A 21,408-nucleotide genomic window follows, 5' to 3' on the forward strand; every position below is an offset into this window, starting at 1 on the left:
GCTTTTGGAAAAATTATTCCCAAGAAAGACAGCGGAGGCCCAGGTATACTCCTACTTCCGTACACTGGGAGGTTATACGCCGGTATACACCAGCTTTGACGGAGGGGTCTATGAGATGGCCCTGACACGGGCCTGTATCCATACGTTTGCAAACCACGTGAGCAAGCTGCGGCCCGTGGTGATGGGACCGGGAAACTCCAGGCTGGACCGCGTGCTGTCATACCGGCCGAATCCATGGATGGACACAAAGAAATACCTGTACCGCCTGGCGACCATCTACAAGACCGAGAACACGGCATTTATCGCGCCGGTGTATGACGATGACCTCATGCTGCGCATCAATGGATTTTTCCCGGTGCTGCCCAGTCAGGCGGCGGTGGTCGAGCTGGAAGGACAGGAGTATCTGCGTTATCAGTTCCCGGTCGGGACTGGCGTGGTGGAGCTGGATCGCTCCGGAATTATGACGCAGATGCAGTACCGGGACGACTTTTTCGGGGAGAGCAACCGGCCCATGCGCCCGACGATGGAACTGATCCACGCGCAGAACCAGAGCATCATCAACGGGGTCAAAGCATCCGGTTCCGTCCGGTTCCTGGCAAAGCTGTCGCAGATCCTGAAACCGGAGGCAATGACCCAGGAGCGGGACAGGCTGGTCCGGGACAACCTGTCCGACACCAACGGCGGAGTGATGATCTTTGACGCCAAATACGAGGATGTCAAGGCCATTGACAGCAAGCCCTATGTGGTGGACGACAAACAGGCGGCCGCCATCCGGGAAAGCGTATTCGACTACTTTGGTATGTCGTCGGAGATCCTCCACAACAAGTATACCAGCGACCAGTGGTCTGCCTACTACGAGGGGCAGATCGAGCCTTTTGCCATTGAGGCGTCTCTGGTCCATACCAATATGACCTTTTCCCAGGATGAGATTGCCCGGGGAAAGCAGATCATTTTCTCCGTGAATCGGCTCCAGCACATGACCATGGCCGACAAGCTGAGTACCGTGACGCAGCTTTTTGACCGCGGCATGATGAACATGGATGAGGGGCGGGAGGTGTTCCAGCTTCCTGAGCTGGGGACGGAGGACAGCAAGCGCTATTACATCCGCCGCGACTATGCAGAGGTCAACGCGCTGAATCAGCAGAACGGAGTGAAGGGAGATGGGAAACATGCCGGTGAAACAGGACCGGGAGTACAGGGCAATGCCCCTGCTGATCCCGGCGCAGGCGAACAAGCGGTTTGATACCGATTATTACGTGGAGGGCTACGCGACGACCTTCGACGACCCCTATGTGCTCTGGGAGTACGACGGGGTGCAGTACAAAGAGGTCGTTGACCGGCATGCACTGGATGGAGCGGATCTGTCGGATGTGATCATGCAGTTCGACCACGGCGGGCGTGTGTTTGCCAGGACAGGAAAGAGCAATACGCTGCTGATCGAACCCCAGGAGCGGGGCCTTTTTATCGCTGCGGACCTGTCCAAGACAGAGCAGGCCAGGAGCATGCATGAGGACATCGCCGCAGGGCTGATTACTAAAATGTCCTGGGCCTTTGTGGTACAGGAGGACAGCTATGACCGGGAGACCCACACCCGGCGCATTCTCAAAATCAAGAAGGTGTACGACGTGTCGGCGGTATCCTTTCCGGCCAACCCATCAACCGATATTTCCGCCCGTTCCTGGATCGACGGAGTGATCGAGGCAGAAAAAGCGGAGCGACTTGCGGCCCTGGCCGCCGAGCGGGAAAAGAAAAAGATTCGGATTTTACTGGAGGTATGAAAAATGAGCATTACGAAGCGTGGCAAACTTGCCGGAATCGGCTTGCAGTTCTTTGCCGATCCCAGTTACGGGGCGGACCGTCTGGCCGAGATTGAGGCCCGTCTTGCGGCAATTCCCGCAGAACTGGAGAAGGAAGGGGCCGATCTGGACGCGCTCAAGACCGAGGTGAGAAATCTCAAGGAAGAGCGCAAGCGGATCGTGGACGCGGCAGAGACCCGCAAGCAGATCCTGAATGATATCAGCAGCGGCGGCGGTACTGTGGTTCGCACCTTGCCCAATCAGCAGGAGGAGCGCAAGCTCACTCCCGACACAGAGGAGTATCGCTCCCTCTGGCTGAGAAAGCTGCAGGGCAAGGAGCTCTCTGACGTGGAACAGCGCGCCTACACCAACGCCAACGGCGCCATTGCAGTTATGACCGCAAACGCCATCATGTCGGTGGTGCGGGACCATGCCCCCATCCTGTCCCGGATGACGGTCATCTACAGTGCAGTCAACTTGACCTACTATGTGGAGGGTACCAACAACGAGGCGGAGGATCATACTGAGAACGCTTCCATCACGGCGGCGGCAGATACGCTGACCAAGATCCAGCTGGTGCCGGCCGAGATCGTAAAGATGATCCAGGTCAGTGAAGCGGCAAAGCTGATGAGCGTACCGGCCTTTGAGGCATGGCTTGCCAAGACACTGGGAGAAGCCATCGCCAGAAAGATTAACAGCAAGTGCATCACGGCACTGCTCGGCTCTGCTGCGTCGGCAGGGACCGCTATCGATACGGCGTCGGTGCAGGCACTCCTGGGATCTGTCAAGGGAGAGATCACCATTTTGTGTAACCGCAAGACGCTGTATACCAAGCTGCTGCCCCTCCAGGACAATAGCAAATCCAGCATCGTACGCTTTGACGGAGGTGTGGCCATCGTATACGGTGTGGAAGTGATGCCCGATGACAATGTGCCGGATGATACGGTAGCAGCGGGTGACCTCTCCAAGCTCATCGGCGCCATGGCGGAGGATGTGACTGTAAGACAGGGATACGACATCGATACCAACTCCACGAAGTATCTGGGTGTCGCTGTATTTGACGTAAAGGTGGGCCTGGCGTCTGCGTTTGCTAAGCTCACGGCAGGGGGATAATCCACCACCTATTGAGAGCGCAACCATAGTAGCCGCGGCGCAGAAGCCTTGAAGGAGGGAATCGTTGAGTGATCACAGTTGAAGAAGTGAAAGTGGCTATCCGCGTGACCTCCAGCAAGCTGGATGATGAGGTACAGAGTACCATCGACGCTGCGGTTTTGGACCTTGGCACTGCTGGAGTCCAGGCCGTGGATGACGCCCTGATAGGGCAGGCGATCAAGCAATACGCACGCTGGCAGTTCGACTACATGGGAAAGGCGGACCAGTACCAGAAAGCCTATGTCGATCTGAAAAGCGCCCTGTCTCTGATTCCTGAGTATAACGGAGGTGTAAAGCCGTGAACGAGGTGATCACGCTGGTGGGTGGCACCACAACGGTGAACGACATCGGGGACGAGGTAGAGGTGGAGGCCAAGGTGGACGTATTTGCCCGCGTCAAGTCCGTGGGCGCGTCCTACAAACTCCAGGCAATGGCAGTGGGTATCCGTCCAAAGTACCGATTCGTCCTCCAGGATCGCTATGACTACAACGGCCAGGAGAAGGTGGAATATGAGGGCAAAACTTTCCGGGTGGTGGACACCTACCGGGGAGAAGACCAGTCCATCGAGCTGACCGTAGCGGAGGTATGATCGTGAGCATCCCGAATGGGATCGTAAAAATCAAGAAGGACGGCGTGGAGTTTACCTCCAATGTGGACCGGGTAAATTACACCCTGCGGGAGCTGACCCGCGCCGCCCTTCGGGATGTTGGTCGCTTTATCTGCAACCGAGCCAGAAAACAGATAAAGCGGAGGACCGGGCGCGTGGCAAAAAATACACAGTATTGGGTCCGTAAGAAAGATGGCGACCTGCAGGTTGGATTCAAGCCGGGCGGATTTTACGGCGGTTTCCAGGAGCTGGGGACGGAGAAGCAGCCAAAAATAGGCGCACTTTATAATACCGTCAAAGATAACATCAAGACTATACGGGACATTGAGGGAGCATACCTGTCTGCAATTGAGGACGAGCAGCATGCTCTGTCACTGATAGACGAGGGGGAATATCAAGGTGAGTAAAACTTCGGACTTGCGAAGGGCCATAACGGCGAGACTGCGCACCGCATGCCCCCGAGTAGAATACGGGCAGGCGGGAGATGAAACCGCCCGCCCGTATATCGTTTATACACTAGAGACGATCGGTTCAGTAGACGACATGGAAACCTTGGAGTTGGAGATCAACTGCATGGACTACGGGACGAATACAGAGCTGTGCGAGACCATAGCGGACCAGGCGGAGGCGCTTTTTGATAAGTGGTATTACCTGAACGATGAAATCCAGTTTTCCACATACGTTGACCGGCGGCAGCCTGTGACAGAGGAGGACCGGTCGATTATTCGCAGACGACTTCTGATTGAGATTCACATGACCGAAAGGAGAGATAAGTAATGGCCTTTACCGGATTCAATGCAAATACCGCTAAAAAGCTCCTGCTGGACGCAGGAGCTTTTGTGAAGGACTTTGACCCGGCGACCGACACATGGGAGACGATCAAGGACACGAAAGTAATCGGAGCCACACAGGGCGGAGGGAGCTTTTCCGCCGTGCCTACCATCCGAAGAATTGAAATTGACGGAGTGAAGGGTGCTGCGAAAGGCCTTGAGGCAATGGATGAATGGGTGGTAACTATCACAGCCAACGTGAAGGAGATCAGCGCGGAAACCATGGCACTGGCACTGGCGAGCTCCAACACCGCGCCGACCGAGGCCACGCCGGAAGGATACAACAAGATTACCGCAAATAACGAGATCAAGCTGAGTGATTATCTGGAAAATATCGCATGGATTGGCAAGCTGTCTGGATCTGACAAGCCGGTAATCATCGTGGTCAAAAATGCAATTTGCACCAACGGCCTGAGCCTGACCATGGCGGACAAGGCGGAGGGAACCATCTCCCTGACCTTCACCGGCCACTATGACCCCGACGAGCTGGATAACCCGCCCTTTGAGATTTATTACCCGGAGGTGGCCTGACCGTGAGAAAGCTCAACACTTCTGACATTTTTAACTTCTGCCGTCTGGTAAAGGCCACAGACGCCAGGGAACAGCTGCGCAGCATTGTCACCGCAGTGGCAAAGAAAAAGGATGGGGGGGAGCCTGTGGACGTAACTCAGGTGGGCGTTGACGGGGTCCTGGCCGTCATAGAAGCAGCGGTGGAGCCAAAGGCGGAGGCCCTTGTGTATAAATTCCTGGCAGGTCCATTGGAGTGCACAGCGGAGGACGTGGCGGCCATGGAGCTGGACGCGCTCCTACACGCACTGAAAGAAATCGCAGAGGCCAACAACCTGACGACTTTTTTCGGTTCTGTCTCCGGCATCCTTGGGAAGGACTGACCGACCTACTCCACCGGAGATACCATGATACCCGCTCAATACTTGAAATGGATGCAGAGGACGGAATAGCTCTGCTTCTTCACGCTATGGAGGCGGAGGAGACGGAGCGCATGTTCCAGCGCTGGATCAACGGATACCAGCACATGAGTTTCAACGACTTCCGGGCGGAGCTAACGCCGAAGCCAGACAAGCCCACAGAGGAGATTATGGATGAAGTGGGTAGTATCATGCGGGCCTGGGAGGTGACGCGCGACCATGGAAATATTTAAGCTGTTCGGCTCCGTCCTTATCAAAACTGACGAGGCGGAGAACTCCATAAGCAAAACGGAGAGCAAGGCCAAAAAGTTTGCGGGCACCCTGGGGAAGGGCATCACGACCGCAGCCAAGTGGGGAGCGGGTCTGGCTGTGGCTGCCGCCGGTGCCGCCACGGCTGTGGTGGGGGCCCTCCTCCAGATGGATGAAAAGACCAAGGAGTACCGAGAGAACCAGGAGAAGCTGACAACTGCATGGGAGGCCGCCGGTGGTAGTGCAGAGCTTGCAAAGCAAGCCTATAACGGATTGTACTCTGTAATCGGAGATTCGGATACCGCGACGGAGGCAGGGCAGCTCCTGGCCAAGCTGGCGACCAGCACCGAGGACGTGGCGAAGTGGACGGATATAGCCGCAGGCGTGACCGGTACATTTGGAGATGCCCTCCCAATTAACTCCTTAATCGAGGCATCCAATGAGACCGCAAAGGTAGGACAGGTCACAGGTGCACTGGCAGACGCACTCAACTGGGCTGGAATCAGTGAGGACGAGTTCAACGAGAAGCTGGCCGCCTGCGGTACCGAGCAGGAGAGAAACAAGTTAATCACGGAGACCCTGTCCACCACGTACCAGGGCGCCACGGAGGCCTTTAAAGAGAATAGCGCACAGACCCTGGCTGCCCGTGATGCCCAGCTCCAGCTGGATGAGGCTATGGCGAAGCTGGGCGGAGCCGTGGCCGACGTTAAAACCAAACTGCTGAGCGAGTTCGGGCCAGCTATCGCCGACATTGTCAACGCCTTTGTGGACTTCACCAATGGAGTGGATGGGGCGGAGGAGCAGCTCCAGCGGTCCATCCAGAACATGGTGGACAAGATTGTGCAGAAGCTGCCCGACTTCCTCAGTTTTGGCATTGACGTAATTGTGGCCATTGTTAAGGGTCTGATCCAAAATCTGCCATACCTGCTGGAGCAGGCCCCAGAAATCATAGACCAGCTGGTTGACGCGTTCCTGGAGCTAGGTGGCGAGCTGCTGGACGTGGGGTCTGAGCTCATGGGCAAGCTGTGGGACGGAATCAAGGGAGTATGGGCAGATATATCAGGATGGGTCCAAAATAAAGTGGACTGGCTGGCGGATAAACTGTTTTTCTGGAGATCTGGAAAGAAGGAGATGTCCGGGGAAGATCCGGACGGATCCCATGCATCCGGACTGCCGTATGTCCCATACGACGGCTATAAGGCCGTGCTGCATCGAGGCGAATCTGTGCTGAATGCGGCAAGTGTATCGGAACTTATGGATGCAGTTAGACGAGGGCAGTCGCATGGAGACAATCAGCAGATCGTAATAAATATCACCGAAACAATGGATGGACAGGTGATGGCACGGAGGCAATACAAGTATAACCAGAGGGAAATGCTTCTGCGCGGAGGTTCTCTTGTGGGAGGCGGTTAGGTGAGGTTCAATATAAAAATCAACGGGAAGGACTTCTCCACTGCCTTCAACAAGTGGGGAATATCCTATTACCCTGTAAGAGTGGAAGGCCCGAATAGCGGAGTGTCACAGGGAGGAAGTACCATCGTGGATCTGGTAAAGGTAAAGGATCACTTTGACCTTACTGGAAATGGAGTGCCGGAAGATGTATATCTGGCACTTGCCGTGGAGTGCAGCCTACCGTATGTGACTGCCGAATACATACGACCAAGGAGTGGAAAAAAAGAATCGGTTCAAATGATTCCAACTCTGTCAGCGGCGGCGCGGACGCCGGTACGAGAAGGAGTTCTGTACTGTGAGGGATGGGCACTGACCCTGGAGGAAAAGTGATGGACGAGCTGAAAGCCTGCGGGAAAACCTATACCACTGCTGACGAGTCGCTTGTGTCCACGTCGGCCTTTGTCTCGGATAGCCTTGTAGCTGAGAGCCTGGGGGTGGACACGCTCACCGCAGTGGTCAAGGACTACCAACTTCAGGTCCGGCTTTTGGCCGTTGACGGTATGCTGGCTGCCGCGAACGGCGAGCTTTTGGCCGCCGCCACCAGTGACACGGGACTGAAAAAATATGACTACGGAGAGACCGTGACGTATACTCACGAGGGTGACCTGTTCGGCCTCTTTTATCTGGAGAAAATTACACGCGTCGGTCCTTATGACTACAAAATGCAGGCGATCTCCGCCATTGGGCTGCTGCTGACGGATACCTACTATGGCGGGGTGTACACTGGCATTTCTGTGGGGGAACTTGTCGCTGACATTGTACATGGCATATTTTCGTACACCATTGACCCGGTTCTGGGGGAGCAGCCCGTTTTCGGCTGGCTCAAAAAGTCGTCCAGGCGGGACGCTCTCAGAGACGTCCTCTTCGCTATGGGTGGGCAGATACGGAAGGACCGCACGGGCGCGGTGGTAATTGAGCCTCAGAGAGGACGAGAACCGTATGAAATAACCGCAGACGAGGTATACCAGGGTGGAAGCGTGGCGGGGCTTTCGCCGGCCTCCGGAATAAATATCACGGAGCATACATTCATGGCCTTAACAGCGGATGAGCGTGTCACTCTATTTGATGGAGAAGCGGCGGCAGAATCAATAGTAACGCCGAAAGGGGCCAGGATGATGGGCGTATTGGTGGACTTTTCTGAGCCCATGCATGATCTTCAGGCTGACAACGTGACGATACTGGAGAGTGGAGCCAACTACGCCGTTATCGGGCCATCCTCTGCAGCGGTACTGACTGGACAAAAATACACGCACACCGAGCGGGTGCTGTCGAGGGGGCAAAAGACCTCTGGATCTCCGAATATCATACCATCAAGCGCCTGTACTCTTGTGAACCTGCTCAACTCTGAAAATGTCGCTGATCGGCTCATGGCTTACTATGGGTCTGCCAGTGAGATCGAAGCGGACATCGTGATGACAACACAGAAATCCGGAGATGCGGTTAAATTTACCGACCCTTTCGGAGACAGCGCGCAAGGGTATATAACGGAGCTCGATGTGACAATGTCGGCCATAATGAAAGCACGAGCCACCATTGTCTCCGGCTATATCCCCACCGCGTCGGGCAACTACTACGAGCACGTGGCGGTCCTGACCGAGGACACCGACTTTGTCATGCCGCCGGAGTGCAAGGGCAAGGCCCGGGTGGTAGTCATCGGCGGGGGCGACGGCGGTGACCTGGGAAGCCCAGGCGAAAAGGGTGGGAAAGCATCCACCGACAAGTACGGCACCGCCGGCGAGGGAGGCGCGCCCGGCACGCCAGGCAACGGCGGCAAGATCTATGTAGAGACCATCCATGCCTCGCCCGGACAGCACTTTGGGGTAAAGATCGGCCCTGGCGGAAAGGGAGCTACCTTGGACGCGGAAGCTGAGCCGGGCGGTGAGACCACCTTTGGGGTACTCTCTTCTGCAAATGGCCGCAGCGCCCCGGAGGGCTACGTCAATCTCTTTGACGGATCGATTTATGGAGACGTAGGCATCAGCGGCATCCACGGCGGGCGAGGCTCCGGAGCCGGAGAGAGCGGCACAGAGGTCGTGCCCGGCGAGGACGTGGAGTACAAGGGTGTGATCTATCGTCCGGGCGAACAGGGTGAAAGCGACCATTATAGCAGCTACTACGGCCTTGGCGGCCTCGGTGGAGGAGCTGCTGCTGGTGTAAACGGAAACGATGGCGAGAGCGGAAACGTGAGCAGCCAGCCATTTGCGGACGGCGGCGATGGAGGCGATGGAGCTACCCCGGTAAAAGCCGACAACGGACTCCGACGTGGGCAGGGAGGAGGTGCCGGACACGGCGGTGGAGGCGGCGGTGGCGGCGGCCCCGCAAAAGGACCCGACTCGTCCAGCGAGTGGTCTGGTCTGGGTGGATCTGGCGGAGACGGCGGCGAGGGCGGTGACGGGGCCCCAGGCCTGGTACTGGTCTATTATTGAGGAGGTAACATGGCACATACCACAGAAATCATGGTCAACGGCATCCTGACCCAGGTGACGGAATTTGACCACTCCGCCCAGGAGATCGACGACGCCATAGATGCCCTGGGCGGGGCAAAGACACCGCAGGAGGCGCTTGCCAATTTGGGGGCGGGAGTGCGGCCCACACTCCTCCGTAACGGTTTCTTTGTCGGCGGAGGAAGCCAGAAGGGAAGCGGAATTTTCCCGATAAATCAGCGGGGGAAGCTCAGTTATGCGGACGGCTACACCATTGACGGCTGGAAGCTGAACAGCGGTACACTGACTGTAAAAGACGACTGCATCGAGTTGGAGGCGCCGTCTGGAAACTTTGCAACGTTTGAGTGCACCGTGGAAGCACCTTCCAATTACAGTGGTAAGACCCTCACTCTGTCCGCGCTGGCCGAGCGGATCAGCGGGACAGAGTATTGCTACATCACGAACATCTTTGACGAGTACAAAAAAGATGTTGCCATTCCGGCCGAAAAGGGCTTTTGTTCACTGACGGACACCGCCGGGACGCTGACCTCCTCCCTGAAATTTGTTTTTGTATGCGGCAAGGGGTGCAAAATTCGGATGTACGCCGCAAAGATGGAGGAGGGCACCTTCCACACGCTTGGATGGATGGATAAGTCTGGCGGTGTACATCTTTTTGATACCCTGCACTATGGATGGGAACTATCGGAGTGCCAGAGGCGCCAGCTTGCACTATGGAGGTATTTTATCTCACCCGCTGTCCATTTTCAGCCGAACTACATCGACTTTTCCATCCCTGTTCCGGTAGAAATGAGAACAACTCCGGCTCTAACACAGAGCGATTTTATTGTATATGCAGACGCAAAAGGGACACAAAGTGGTTTTTCCCTTAGCGTTGTTGGTATTTCCTCGAATGCAATCAGAGTACGCGCCACAAAAGAGGCGCACGGATTGACTTTGGCTGATGGTGTTCACATCGAGGTAAATGTGGAGCGAGCTATATTGGACGCTAACCTGTGAGGTGACATATGGAAATTATAAAGTCGAAAGTCTATGTTAAGGCCGACGAGCGCGGACGGATCACACTCTGCGATGGAGGCTATACCACCCCGGCAGCCCTATCAGGGTGGATCGAGATTGACGAAGGTACGGGAGATAGGTACAACCTGTGCCAGAGCCATTACTTTGACGGTGGGTTGTACACCGAGGACGGCATCCCGCGGTACAAGCTGGTGGACGGCAAAGCGGTGGAGCGCACGGCGGAGGAGATCGAGGCCGACCGGGCGGCCATCCATCCGGCGCGTCCGTCCCGCACCAGTCAGATGGAGGCGGCGGTCATGGCCTTTGCTTCGGCCGCCGTGGACATCGAGGACGCCACGGCCCTCCAGATGCCGGATCTGTTTCCTACATGGGAGGATGTCCTGGCAGCGGGGAAGGAGCTCCCGGCGGGCCGCATTCTCCAGGACGGAGCCCAGCTCTACCGCGTGGAGCAGGATGTCACGCCTCAGGAAGGCCAGCCGCCCCACGGGGATGGCATGCTGGCGGTCTACCGCCCCATTGACCAGCAACACGCCGGGACGGCGGATGATCCCATCCCGTGGGTGCTGGGGATGGACTGCATTGCCGGAAAGCACTATTCGTACAAAGACAAGGTGTACCGGGTGGCCGTGGGCGGTAGCATGACCCCCTGTGTCTGGCCGCCGGATACGCCCAGTATGTGGCAGTGGGAGGAGATCGCATGAGTTACAAAATCGCGGAATACCAGCAAGATAAATACCGTTTTCATCTGTACGATAATGTGAAGCGTCTCACCTGGAAGCAAATCAAGGCAGAGCAGGGACCAAACTGCGTGGGCGTGGTCAACCTGGCACTCTTCGCGCTGACAAACATCCCCGGCAAGGCAAAAGCATACGCCCATCAGAGCGCAATCATGATCGGCGGCGCGTGGGGTCTGCGACCCAAATACCACGAGTACGGCATCTTGATCGACGAGGCGGGCCGCCTCACCATCGGCACCGAGGACCAGACCGTTTATGATTACGCCATCGGCTGCCCGCCGGTGGATATCAACGGCCGACGGTATACCGACAAGGACGGCGGGCGCAATGGCTGGACCTATACCGGCGTAAAGGCTGACGGCACGGTGGTAGTGCTGTTGTGCTCCAAAGATACGCCGGAAACCACGGACTCCTTGGAGGAGGCCCTCCGGGCGCGCGGGTGCGTCCACATCCTCCGGTGGGACGGCTCCTGGTCATCCCAGGGCACCCTTGGGCCGGGACTGGAGGTGACACCCAGCCAGCGGCGCATCTGCCGGTCCTGGTTGCTGATCTACAAACGAAAAGACGGCGCTGAGCCGCCGGACAAGGAGGATACCATGAGCAAACAGTACAAGGTCACGCCGTCCATCGGCGTCAACATCCGCAGCGGCCCGGGTACGGGCTACGGAAAGACGGGAGCCTACCCCTGCGGCATGGTGGTTGTCGTTCTGGAGGAGCGGGACGGCTGGGGACGCACGGACAAGGGCTGGGTCTCTCTGGACTACCTGGAGCCGGTAAAGGCCCCTCAGCGGACCACCGACAGCGGCATCGCCATTCAGACCGACTATATCCCACAGGGCCGAAAGAATCGTCCTGGCGGCATCAATCTGTGCAGTTATCTAACCATCCACGAGACTGGTAACGCAGCCAGGGGGGCGGACGCGGCGGCCCACGCCTCTTACCTGAAGGGGTATAGTGCTTACAAAAATATGGTGAGCTGGCACTACACGGTGGACGACCACGCCATCGTCCAGCACCTGCCGGATACCGAGACGGCCTATCACGCCGGGGACGGAGCCAAGGGCCCCGGCAACACCAAGAGCATCGGCATCGAGATCTGCGTCAATGAGGGCGGAAACTTTGAGAAGGCCAAGCAGAACGCTGCCTCTCTGGTGCGCCTCCTGATGGCGGAGCACAGTATCCCCCTGGAGCGGGTAGTGCAGCACCACCACTGGAACGGCAAGGACTGCCCCCGAACGATCCGGAACACGCCCGGCGGCTGGGAGGCTTTCCTGCGGCTGTGTGAAGGGGAGAAGCCCCCGGTGTCCGACTTGGACACCGACGTGGAGGTGCTGGCCCGGGCCGGGATTGTGAAGAGCCCGGACTACTGGAAGACCGGCAGCGGCTACGCGGACGCCAATGTGGTGTGCTTGATCCACGCCATGGCGGAGTACATTCGAAAGGAGAGCAACTGATATGGAGAACATTCCTTCCGTCTTCTCCGCATTTGCGGATAAGGCGAACCTGATCGGCGCGGCCATCGTTTCCGGGCTTACATACGTTTTCGGGGTTCATTGGCCTGTGTTCGCGCTGTTCTTGGGTCTGAACGTGATTGACTACATCTATGGCCTGATGAAGGCCCGGGCTACTGGTACCCTGTCCAGTGCCAAGGGAGCACGGGGTATTGTGAAGAAGTTCAGCTATTGGGTGATTGTCTCTCTGTCCTTCGGTGTTTCCTTCGTCCTCATGGACCTGGGCACGGTGCTGGGAATCAACCTTGGCTTTCTGCAGCTCATCGGATGGTTTACGTTGGCTGTCTATATCTTGAATGAGCTGACCAGCATTGTGGAGAATATGGTGGCCCTGGGGGTGGACGTGCCGGAGATCCTGGTGAAGGGCCTGGCCGCAGCCAGGACGGCGGTCGATGAAGCAGGGGATAAGGTGGTCCCTGGGGATAAAGCAGAATAGCGCGATGACAAAAATGCCCGCAGGCAATCCCTGCGGGCATTTTGTTCCCATCCTTTGTTCTTCTCTTAAAATAATAGTTTATTGATATAAGGTGGACCAGACGGGGAGCTGGGCGCGTCCATCCGCTATCTCAGCCAGCGCTACTCCATGCCCTATCCCGAGCTCAAGGGACTGCTCACCGACATCGGCGTAGAGGAGCTGGGCCACCTGGAGATGGTGGGCACCATCGTCTATCAGCTCACCCGGAAGCTCTCGCCGGACGATCCCAGAATGGGGAACTTCGCCCCCTACTTCACGGACCACGGGGCCAGCGTATATCCCGCGGCGGCATCCGGCGCTCCCTGGACCGCCTCCTATATCGGAGTCAAGGGCGACATCATCTGTGATCTGACCGAGGACCTGGCCGCCGAGCAGAAGGCCCGCGTCACCTACGATAACATCTTGCGGCAGTCGGACGACCCCGACGTCAGCGACGTCATCCGCTTCCTGCGCGAGCGGGAGATCATACATTTCCAGCGCTTTGGCGAGGCCATCCAGCTGGCCAAGGACAAGATGAACCAGAAGAATGTCTACTATATGAACCCCGTGCTGGACCGATAGGGACCATCCACCGGCAAAACAGGACCCAAGTCTTTGTTCTGACTTGGGTCCTGCATTTTTTACGGGTCCAGCTTCACTTTTACCACCATGCGCTTGACCGGAGCGGGCGCCCCGCAGGCCACACGGGGGGCATGGAGATCGTCCGGCCAGACGATATAGAACATGCCGGCCTCCAGCTTCAGGGTATCCCAGTCCCCGTTCCAGAAGCCGATGTCCTTCTGGGGATCATAGGGGACCGTCACCGGTACGGTACCGTTCTGGGCGTAGCCCACGCACTCGCTGCCCTCCAGGAGGTACTGGATGTCCGCATACCGCTTGTGGCCCTCCAGCTGGGACTCCTCCCGGGGCAGGGTGTCCACCTCAAAGAGCGTGGCAAAAATATTCTCCCCGTCAATGGTACATTTCTCTCCCGGCACCATGCTGGAAGGGTCGGCCTGCACCATCCATTCCAGCGCCTTCTGGAAGCGCTCCCCCAGGCCATAGTAGACGGCGGCATTCTTTACCCGATCGATCACCATCGTTCCATTCCTCCTTTTGCTTTCCAAATCGTTTCGCTTATATAGTACGTCTTTTGGCGCATAAATTCAACCGGAAATCCAGCCATGGATGAAAAAGATTTTCTGAAAAAAGAAGCCTTTACAAAAACTGAAATGAGCAGTATAATCAAGGCAACGCTGACGCGAAAGGGAGATGCTCCCTGACGGGGAAGGGTTGTGCAGAATACTGGTTTTCCGTATGGGCGCACCTTCTTTCGGTGCGTCCATTTTTCGTGCGTTACAAGGAGGAACCGATCTATGGAAGAATCGCGCGTGGCCCTTCTCGGCGTAGTGGTCGAGAATGCGGATTCCGTGGAAAAGCTCAACGAGCTGCTCCATCAATACAAGGACTATATCATCGGCCGGATGGGACTGCCCTACCGGCAGCGGGGCTGCAACATCATCTCCATCGTGCTGGATGCGCCCTCGGACGCCATCAGCGCGCTGTCCGGGAAGGTGGGCATGCTGCCCGGCGTGACCTGCAAGGCCATCTATTCCAAGCTGCCCAATGGATGAGCTGCTGGAAAAGCTGATCGAGGAGCACCATCTGAGCCGGGAGGAGTGGCGGGCGCTGCTGGCACGGCGCCGGTCCCTGGACCAGGCGCTCCTTTTCGGCCGGGCCGAGGCGGAGCGGCGCCGCTGGTATGGGGACGCCATCTACGTCCGCGGTCTCATCGAATGCACCAATATCTGCAAGAATAACTGCCTCTACTGCGGCATTCGCCGGGGCAATCCCGCGGTGAGCCGCTACCGCCTGGAGCGGGACACCATCCTGGACTGCTGCGCCCGGGGGTATGAGTGGGGCTTTCGCACCTTCGTGCTCCAGGGGGGAGAGGACCCCGGCCTCTCGCCGGACCAGATCGCGGAGTGGGTAGGGGCCATCAAGGCCAACTGGCCGGACTGCGCCGTCACCCTCTCCTTCGGAGAGTATGAGCGATCGGTCTACCAGCTCTGGTTTGACGCCGGCGCGGACCGCTACCTGCTGCGCCATGAGACGGCGGACGCCGCCCATTACGCCATGCTGCACCCCCCGGAGATGGCCCTGGGCCATCGGCTGGACTGTCTGCGCACCCTGAAGGAGATCGGCTACCAGGTGGGGGCCGGATTTATGGTGGGCTCTCCCGGGCAGACCCCGGACACCCTTGCGGCCGACTTCTGTTTCTTGCAGGAGTTCCAGCCCCATATGGTGGGGATCGGCCCCTTCATCCCCCAGAAGGACACCCCCTTTGGCGGAGAGACGGCCGGAACGCTGGAGGATACCCTCATTCTGCTGGCGCTGGTGCGTCTGCTGCTGCCCCGGGTCCTTCTTCCGGCCACCACCGCGCTGGGTACCATCCACCCCCAGGGGCGGGAGCTGGGGATCAAGGCGGGGGCCAACGTGGTCATGCCCAACCTGTCGCCCCCCGCCACCCGGGAGAAATATACGCTCTACGACCATAAGCTCTGCACCGGGGAGGAGGCCGCGGAACATCTGGCCGGCCTGAAACGGCGCCTGGCCTCCATCGGCTGCACGGTGGCGGTCCACCGCGGAGATTTCCCGGGGAATTAGAAACACCCAAGAGATAAAAACTAATGGGGAAGGGACTGTCGCCTGACCCAGAAGAGAGGAAGAGATCATCCATGTATAATCCCAAGTCCAGAAAAGCAGAAGAATTCATCGACCATCAGGAGATTTTGGACAGCCTCGCCTATGCCGACGCCCATAAGAGAGACGCGGCCGTGATCGACGCCATCCTGGAAAAGGCCCGGCTGCGCAAGGGCCTGACCCACCGGGAGGCCTCCGTCCTGCTGGCCTGTGAGCTGGAGGACAAAAATCAGGAGATTTTTGCCCTGGCCCGGCAGATCAAGAAGGATTTCTACGGCGACCGGATCGTCATGTTCGCGCCCCTGTACCTGTCCAACTACTGCGTCAACGGCTGCCTCTACTGCCCCTATCACGCCAAGAACAAGCACATCCCCCGCAAAAAGCTGACCCAGGAGGAGATCCGGGCGGAGGTCATCGCTCTCCAGGACATGGGCCACAAGCGCCTGGCTCTGGAGGCAGGGGAGGACCCGGTCCACAATCCGCTGGAGTATATTCTGGAGTCCATTCACACCATCTACTCCATCCAGCACAAGAACGGCGCCATCCGCCGGGTCAACGTCAACATTGCCGCCACCTCGGTGGAGGACTACCGGAAGCTGAAAGAGGCGGGCATCGGCACCTACATTCTCTTCCAGGAGACCTACCACAAGGAGAGCTATGAAAAGCTGCACCCCACCGGCCCTAAGAGCAACTACGCCTATCATACCGAGGCCCATGACCGGGCCATGGAGGGCGGCATCGACGATGTGGGTCTGGGCGTGCTCTTCGGTCTGGAGCTCTACCGCTATGAATTTGCCGGGCTGCTGATGCACGCGGAGCATCTGGAGGCCGTCTTCGGGGTGGGTCCCCACACCATCAGCGTGCCCCGGGTCTGCCCGGCCGACGACATCGACCCCGGTGATTTTGATAACGGCATCTCGGACGATATTTTCGCCAAGATCGTGGCCTGCATCCGGGTGGCGGTGCCCTACACCGGCATGATCATCTCCACCCGGGAGAGTCAGGCCGTCCGGGAGCGCGTCCTTGGCCTGGGTGTCTCCCAGATCTCCGGCGGTTCCCGCACCAGCGTGGGCGGCTATGCGGAGGCGGAGCCCGAAGAGGAGAGTTCCGCTCAGTTCGACGTGTCGGACCACCGCTCCCTGGATGAGATCGTCCGCTGGCTCATGGAGCTGGGCTATGTCCCGTCCTTCTGCACCGCCTGCTACCGGGAGGGGCGGACCGGAGACCGCTTCATGTCCCTGTGCAAGGCGGGACAGATCCAGAACTGCTGTCTTCCCAACGCCCTGATGACCCTCAAGGAGTATCTGGAGGACTACGCCGCCCCCGCCACCCGCGCAGCGGGCGAGCAGGTCATCGCAAAGCAGCTGGAGTACATCACGAATCCCAAGGTGAAAGAGATCGTCACCGAGCACCTGGCCCAGATCGCCCAGGGACAGCGGGACTTCCGGTTCTAAGACGGGGAGAGGACACATATGAGCTTGAACGACACCCCTTCCGGCGAGCGCCTGCGCATCGCCTTCCTGGGCCGGCGGAACGTGGGAAAATCCAGTCTGGTCAACGCCTTCACCGGACAGGACCTGTCCATCGTGTCGGATACCAAGGGCACCACCACCGATCCCGTGTACAAGGCCATGGAGCTCTTGCCGCTGGGTCCGGTCCAGATCATCGACACCCCCGGCTTTGACGACGAGGGGGAGTTGGGCGCCCTGCGTGTCCGCCGGACCAAACAGGTCCTCAACAAGGCCGATCTCGCCATCCTGGTGGCCGACGCCACCCAGCCCCTGGGCCCCCAGGAGCAGGAGTGGCTCGCCCTGATCCGGGAGCGGCAGATCCCCTTCCTCCTGGTCTGGAACAAGGCCGATCTGCTCCCCGCCGTCCCGCCCCCGGAAGAGCATGCGATCTGGACCAGCGCGCAGACCGGCCTGCACATCCATGAGCTCCGGGAGGCCGCCGCAAAGGCGGCAGTGCAGGAGCAGCCGAAGCGTCACCTGGTGGCCGATCTTCTGGAGACGGGGGACACCGTGGTCCTGGTGGTCCCCCTGGATGGGTCGGCCCCCAAGGGGCGGCTCATCCTGCCCCAGCAGCAGACCATCCGGGACTGCCTGGAGGCGGGTGCCTGTGTCATGGTGTGCCGGGATACCGAATTGCCCCTCCTGCTGGACAAGCTGGGCCAGCCCCCCAAGCTGGTCATCACGGACAGCCAGGTCTTTGCCTCGGTGTCCAAGATGGTCCCGCCCTCGGTGTGGCTGACCTCCTTCTCCATCCTGATGGCCCGCTATAAGGGGGACCTGGCCCTCACCACCCAGGGCGCCCAGGCCGTATCCCAGCTGCGGGACGGGGACAAGGTCCTGATCGCGGAGGGCTGCACCCATCACCGGCAGTGCGAGGACATCGGCACGGTCAAGCTGCCCCGCTGGGTCCGCAAGTTTACCGGGGTAGAGCCCGCCTTCACCTTCTGTTCCGGCCGGGATTTCCCGGAGGATCTGAGCGAGTACAAGCTGGTCATCCACTGCGGCGGCTGCACGCTGGGGGAGAAGGAGATGAAGTTCCGCCAGCGCACGGCGGCCGACCAGGGGGTCCCCATCACCAACTACGGCATTCTGATCGCCTATCTCAACGGGATCCTGCCCCGCACGCTGGAGCCCTTTGCTGCGTCGGGCGCTCCGCTGTGACCGTCGCGCCGGGAGAAAAGGAATGACTTGTGAGGATTTTCATTTTATGCTATACTTTTTAAGATAAGGTCGTTGGAGTAGGGCGGAATGCGCCCGCCCGCTCCGAAACTGACGCACAAAGGGGTTTCTGAAATGAGTAAGCAGGTATATGAGAGTCCGCTCTCCTCGCGCTACGCCAGCGATGAGATGCAATATATTTTTTCTCCCGACAAAAAGTTCACCACCTGGCGGCGGCTCTGGATCGCCCTGGCCCGGGCCGAGATGGAGCTGGGCCTTCCGGTCACCCAGGACCAGATCGATGAGATGGAGGCCCACCTCCACGAGATCGACTACGATCTGGCCGCCGAGAAGGAGCGTCAGCTCCGCCACGATGTGATGGCTCACATCCACGCCTTCGGCGCCATCTGCCCCAAGGCCATGCCCATCATCCACCTGGGCGCCACCAGCTGCTATGTGGGTGACAACACCGACGTGATCCTGATGCGGGAGGGTCTGGAGCTGGTACGGGACAAGCTGGTCCAGGTCCTGGCCCATCTGGCCAAGTTCGCGGACGAGTACAAGGCGCTGCCCACCCTGGGCTTTACCCATTTCCAGCCCGCGCAGCTGGTCACCGTAGGCAAGCGTGCCACCCTCTGGATGAACGAGCTTCTGATGGATCTGGAGGAGGTCGAGTACCGGATCTCCAGCCTGCGCCTGCTGGGCTGCAAGGGCACCACCGGCACCCAGGCCAGCTTCCTGGAGCTCTTTGAGGGCGACCATGAGAAGTGCAAGGAGCTGGACCGCCGGATCGCCCGGGAGATGGGCTTTGACGCCGTCACCCCGGTCTCCGGCCAGACCTACTCCCGCAAAGTGGACGCGGCCGTCCTGGCCACCCTGTCCGGCATCGCCCAGTCCGCCAGCAAGTTCGCCACCGATCTGCGCCTGCTCTGCCACCTCAAGGAGGTGGAGGAGCCCTTTGAGAAGAACCAGATCGGCTCTTCCGCCATGCCCTACAAGCGCAATCCCATGCGGTGCGAGCGCATCTGCTCTCTGGCCCGCTATGTGATCGCCGACGCCGCCAATCCCGCGGTCACCGCCGCCACCCAGTGGTTTGAGCGCACCCTGGACGACTCCGCCAACAAGCGCATCTCCGTGCCCGAGGCCTTCCTGGCTGTGGACGCCATCCTGAACATTTACAGCAATGTGGCCTCCAACCTGGTTGTGCATGAGAAGGTCATTGAGAAGCACGTGCTGGAGGAGCTGCCCTTCATGGCCAGCGAAAACATCATGATGGACGCCGTCAAGCGGGGCGGAAACCGCCAGGAGCTCCACGAGCGCATCCGCGTCCACTCCCTGGAGGCCGGCCGAAACGTCAAGGATCTGGGCCTGAGCAACAACCTGATCGATCTCATCGCGGCCGACCCCATGTTCGGCATGAGCCGGGAGGAGCTGACCGCCCATCTGGAGCCCAGCCGCTACATCGGCCGGTGCCCCGAGCAGGTGACCGACTTCCTGAACGAGTATGTCAATCCCGTTCTAGAGGCCCACGCCGCCGCTTTGAGCCAGAAGGAAACCGAGCTTAAGGTATAACATAGCAGACGAATGCAGTCCGTATTATTTTGCGGACTGCATTCTTTCTTTTCTGTTTTCTGTTTTATATTTACATTAATTTTCTTATGAAGTCTTTTGAGACTTGTTTTTCTTGAAATTACATTGTAGAAAGGCAATAAGTGTGCTATAATAGCAATATCACGATGCAAATGCTCGGTAAGAAGGAGGCTCTTTCCATGGAAAGAAAGCAAGTACGCCGGATCGGCGTATTTACCAGCGGCGGTGATGCACCCGGAATGAACGCGGCGATCCGTTCGGTGGCCCGTACGGCGCTGCATATGGGGATCGAATGTATCGGTATCCGGCGCGGATATCATGGTCTCATCAACTGCGATGTGCTCCCCTTGGATTTTGAAAGCGTCAGCGGGATCTCCCGGCAGGGCGGCACCATGCTCTACTCCGCGCGGAGCAAGGAGTTTATGGTCCCGGAGGGGAGAGAGAAAGCCGTGGGCACCTGTAAGCTCCTGGGGATCGACGGCCTGGTGGGAATCGGCGGAGACGGAACCTTCCGCGGCCTTCTGGAGCTGTCCAAGCTGGGGGTCTCGGTGGTCGGCATCCCCGGAACCATCGATAACGACATCGCCTGCTCCTCCTACACCATCGGGTTTGATACCGCCTGCAATACCGCGCTGGACTCCATTGACAAGCTGCGGGACACCATGCAGTCCCACGAGCGCTGCTCGGTGGTGGAGGTCATGGGACGGCACGCCGGACATCTGGCCCTCTATGTGGGCGTCGCCTGCGGCGCGACGGCCGTTGTGGTCCCCGAGCAGGACATTGACTACGAGCACGATCTGATGGAGCCCATCCGCCGGGCCCGTCTGAGCGGACGCACGCATTTCATGGTCATTGTGGCGGAAGGCGTGGAGGGCGGCGCCTACGGCGTCGCGGAGAAGATCCGGGAGGCCACCGCGCTGGATACCCGCGTCACCATTCTGGGCCACGTGCAGCGGGGCGGACGTCCGTCCTCCCGGGACCGGGTGACTGCCACCTACATGGGTTACGAGGCGGTCAAGCTCCTGGCAGCAGGGGAGAGCAACCGGGTCATCTGCCTCCAGGACGATCAGTATGTGGATTTTGACATTGCGGATGCGCTTTCCATGAAAAAGAGCCTGGATCAGCAGACTTACAGCGTGATGCGGGCACTGACCGGCATGGAGCAGGTCCGCCTCAAGGATCAATAAGCAACCAGAAAGCGCCCGATCGGATTACCGGTCGGGCGCTTCTATCTTTCGCTCGAAATGGACAAAAAAACACAGGGACGGGAG

Annotated in this window: 24 protein-coding genes and 1 pseudogene; 24 read left to right on the forward strand and 1 reads right to left on the reverse strand. The window is 58.8% G+C overall.

Annotation, left to right across the window (positions count from 1 at the left end):
- The first annotated feature begins 4 nt into the window (after positions 1-4).
- The 18 genes and pseudogenes from INF37_RS04615 to INF37_RS04700 form a co-directional block, all read left to right on the forward strand.
- Entirely contained in the window at positions 5-1,243 is a 1,239-nt protein-coding gene (locus INF37_RS04615) for a phage portal protein (RefSeq protein ID WP_193536727.1), read from the forward strand.
- Positions 1,203-1,778, forward strand: coding sequence for an HK97 family phage prohead protease (locus tag INF37_RS04620; RefSeq protein WP_235964211.1), 576 nt, complete (start codon positions 1,203-1,205; stop codon positions 1,776-1,778). Before INF37_RS04615 ends, INF37_RS04620 begins: the two co-directional genes overlap by 41 nt.
- Positions 1,779-1,781: 3 nt before the next feature.
- On the forward strand, positions 1,782-2,909 hold the full coding sequence (locus tag INF37_RS04625) for a phage major capsid protein (protein WP_193536730.1): 1,128 nt from the start codon (positions 1,782-1,784) through the stop codon (positions 2,907-2,909).
- Between the two features lie 68 nt (positions 2,910-2,977).
- A complete protein-coding gene (locus INF37_RS04630; protein ID WP_193536732.1) occupies positions 2,978-3,250 on the forward strand; it encodes a hypothetical protein in 273 nt (90 codons plus the stop codon).
- A complete protein-coding gene (locus INF37_RS04635) occupies positions 3,247-3,537 on the forward strand; it encodes a phage head closure protein (RefSeq protein ID WP_193536734.1) in 291 nt (96 codons plus the stop codon). Before INF37_RS04630 ends, INF37_RS04635 begins: the two co-directional genes overlap by 4 nt.
- The gene (locus INF37_RS04640; protein ID WP_207730440.1) at positions 3,534-3,962 is read left to right on the forward strand and encodes an HK97-gp10 family putative phage morphogenesis protein; all 429 of its coding nucleotides are present in this window, start codon (positions 3,534-3,536) and stop codon (positions 3,960-3,962) included. The genes INF37_RS04635 and INF37_RS04640 overlap by 4 nt, the downstream gene beginning before the upstream one ends.
- Positions 3,955-4,332: a hypothetical protein gene (locus INF37_RS04645; protein WP_193536736.1), complete on the forward strand. Its 378-nt coding sequence runs from the start codon at positions 3,955-3,957 to the stop codon at positions 4,330-4,332. Before INF37_RS04640 ends, INF37_RS04645 begins: the two co-directional genes overlap by 8 nt.
- Positions 4,332-4,916 (forward strand): hypothetical protein, encoded by a 585-nt coding sequence (locus INF37_RS04650; RefSeq protein ID WP_193536738.1) that lies wholly within the window; start codon positions 4,332-4,334, stop codon positions 4,914-4,916. The genes INF37_RS04645 and INF37_RS04650 overlap by 1 nt, the downstream gene beginning before the upstream one ends.
- Positions 4,917-4,918: 2 nt before the next feature.
- Positions 4,919-5,275: a hypothetical protein gene (locus INF37_RS04655; protein ID WP_193536741.1), complete on the forward strand. Its 357-nt coding sequence runs from the start codon at positions 4,919-4,921 to the stop codon at positions 5,273-5,275.
- A gap of 110 nt (positions 5,276-5,385) precedes the next feature.
- Positions 5,386-5,544 (forward strand): hypothetical protein, encoded by a 159-nt coding sequence (locus INF37_RS04660; protein WP_193536743.1) that lies wholly within the window; start codon positions 5,386-5,388, stop codon positions 5,542-5,544.
- Positions 5,531-6,973, forward strand: a complete 1,443-nt coding sequence (locus tag INF37_RS04665; protein WP_193536745.1) for a hypothetical protein — start codon at positions 5,531-5,533, stop codon at positions 6,971-6,973. Before INF37_RS04660 ends, INF37_RS04665 begins: the two co-directional genes overlap by 14 nt.
- Complete coding sequence (locus INF37_RS04670; RefSeq protein ID WP_193536746.1) at positions 6,974-7,342, forward strand: hypothetical protein; 369 nt, start codon at positions 6,974-6,976, stop codon at positions 7,340-7,342.
- On the forward strand, positions 7,342-9,438 hold the full coding sequence (locus tag INF37_RS04675) for a hypothetical protein (RefSeq protein ID WP_193536749.1): 2,097 nt from the start codon (positions 7,342-7,344) through the stop codon (positions 9,436-9,438). Before INF37_RS04670 ends, INF37_RS04675 begins: the two co-directional genes overlap by 1 nt.
- Positions 9,439-9,447: 9 nt before the next feature.
- Positions 9,448-10,452 (forward strand): hypothetical protein, encoded by a 1,005-nt coding sequence (locus INF37_RS04680; protein ID WP_193536751.1) that lies wholly within the window; start codon positions 9,448-9,450, stop codon positions 10,450-10,452.
- Between the two features lie 8 nt (positions 10,453-10,460).
- Positions 10,461-11,174 (forward strand): hypothetical protein, encoded by a 714-nt coding sequence (locus INF37_RS04685; protein WP_193536753.1) that lies wholly within the window; start codon positions 10,461-10,463, stop codon positions 11,172-11,174.
- Complete coding sequence (locus INF37_RS04690) at positions 11,171-12,664, forward strand: N-acetylmuramoyl-L-alanine amidase (RefSeq protein ID WP_235964212.1); 1,494 nt, start codon at positions 11,171-11,173, stop codon at positions 12,662-12,664. Before INF37_RS04685 ends, INF37_RS04690 begins: the two co-directional genes overlap by 4 nt.
- 1 nt (position 12,665) lies before the next feature.
- Positions 12,666-13,157 carry a phage holin family protein gene (locus INF37_RS04695; RefSeq protein ID WP_193536755.1) on the forward strand — a complete coding sequence of 164 codons (492 nt, stop codon included), beginning with the start codon at positions 12,666-12,668 and terminating at the stop codon, positions 13,155-13,157.
- A 90-nt stretch (positions 13,158-13,247) separates the two neighbouring features.
- A pseudogene (locus INF37_RS04700) lies at positions 13,248-13,757 on the forward strand (manganese catalase family protein); the annotation flags it as partial.
- Positions 13,758-13,816: 59 nt separating this feature from the next.
- Here the strand turns inward: INF37_RS04700 and INF37_RS04705 are convergent.
- Positions 13,817-14,275, reverse strand: a complete 459-nt coding sequence (locus INF37_RS04705) for a YhcH/YjgK/YiaL family protein (protein WP_101693087.1) — start codon at positions 14,273-14,275, stop codon at positions 13,817-13,819.
- A gap of 276 nt (positions 14,276-14,551) precedes the next feature.
- Between INF37_RS04705 and INF37_RS04710 the strand changes: the two genes are divergently transcribed.
- From INF37_RS04710 to pfkA, 6 genes are all read left to right on the forward strand, one after another.
- The gene (locus INF37_RS04710) at positions 14,552-14,809 is read left to right on the forward strand and encodes a TM1266 family iron-only hydrogenase system putative regulator (RefSeq protein ID WP_101693088.1); all 258 of its coding nucleotides are present in this window, start codon (positions 14,552-14,554) and stop codon (positions 14,807-14,809) included.
- Positions 14,802-15,842, forward strand: coding sequence for a [FeFe] hydrogenase H-cluster radical SAM maturase HydE (gene hydE / locus INF37_RS04715; RefSeq protein ID WP_193536757.1), 1,041 nt, complete (start codon positions 14,802-14,804; stop codon positions 15,840-15,842). Before INF37_RS04710 ends, hydE begins: the two co-directional genes overlap by 8 nt.
- A 71-nt stretch (positions 15,843-15,913) precedes the next feature.
- Positions 15,914-17,332, forward strand: a complete 1,419-nt coding sequence (gene hydG, locus INF37_RS04720) for a [FeFe] hydrogenase H-cluster radical SAM maturase HydG (protein WP_186963834.1) — start codon at positions 15,914-15,916, stop codon at positions 17,330-17,332.
- Positions 17,333-17,350: 18 nt separating this feature from the next.
- The gene (gene hydF / locus INF37_RS04725; protein WP_193536759.1) at positions 17,351-18,550 is read left to right on the forward strand and encodes a [FeFe] hydrogenase H-cluster maturation GTPase HydF; all 1,200 of its coding nucleotides are present in this window, start codon (positions 17,351-17,353) and stop codon (positions 18,548-18,550) included.
- A 132-nt stretch (positions 18,551-18,682) separates the two neighbouring features.
- Complete coding sequence (gene purB / locus INF37_RS04730; protein WP_193536761.1) at positions 18,683-20,119, forward strand: adenylosuccinate lyase; 1,437 nt, start codon at positions 18,683-18,685, stop codon at positions 20,117-20,119.
- 197 nt (positions 20,120-20,316) lie between these two features.
- Positions 20,317-21,324: a 6-phosphofructokinase gene (pfkA, locus tag INF37_RS04735; protein ID WP_101693093.1), complete on the forward strand. Its 1,008-nt coding sequence runs from the start codon at positions 20,317-20,319 to the stop codon at positions 21,322-21,324.
- Positions 21,325-21,408 lie beyond the last annotated feature (84 nt).

The organism is Pseudoflavonifractor gallinarum, from assembly GCF_014982855.1.
Lineage (GTDB): Bacteria > Bacillota > Clostridia > Oscillospirales > Oscillospiraceae > Pseudoflavonifractor_A > Pseudoflavonifractor_A gallinarum.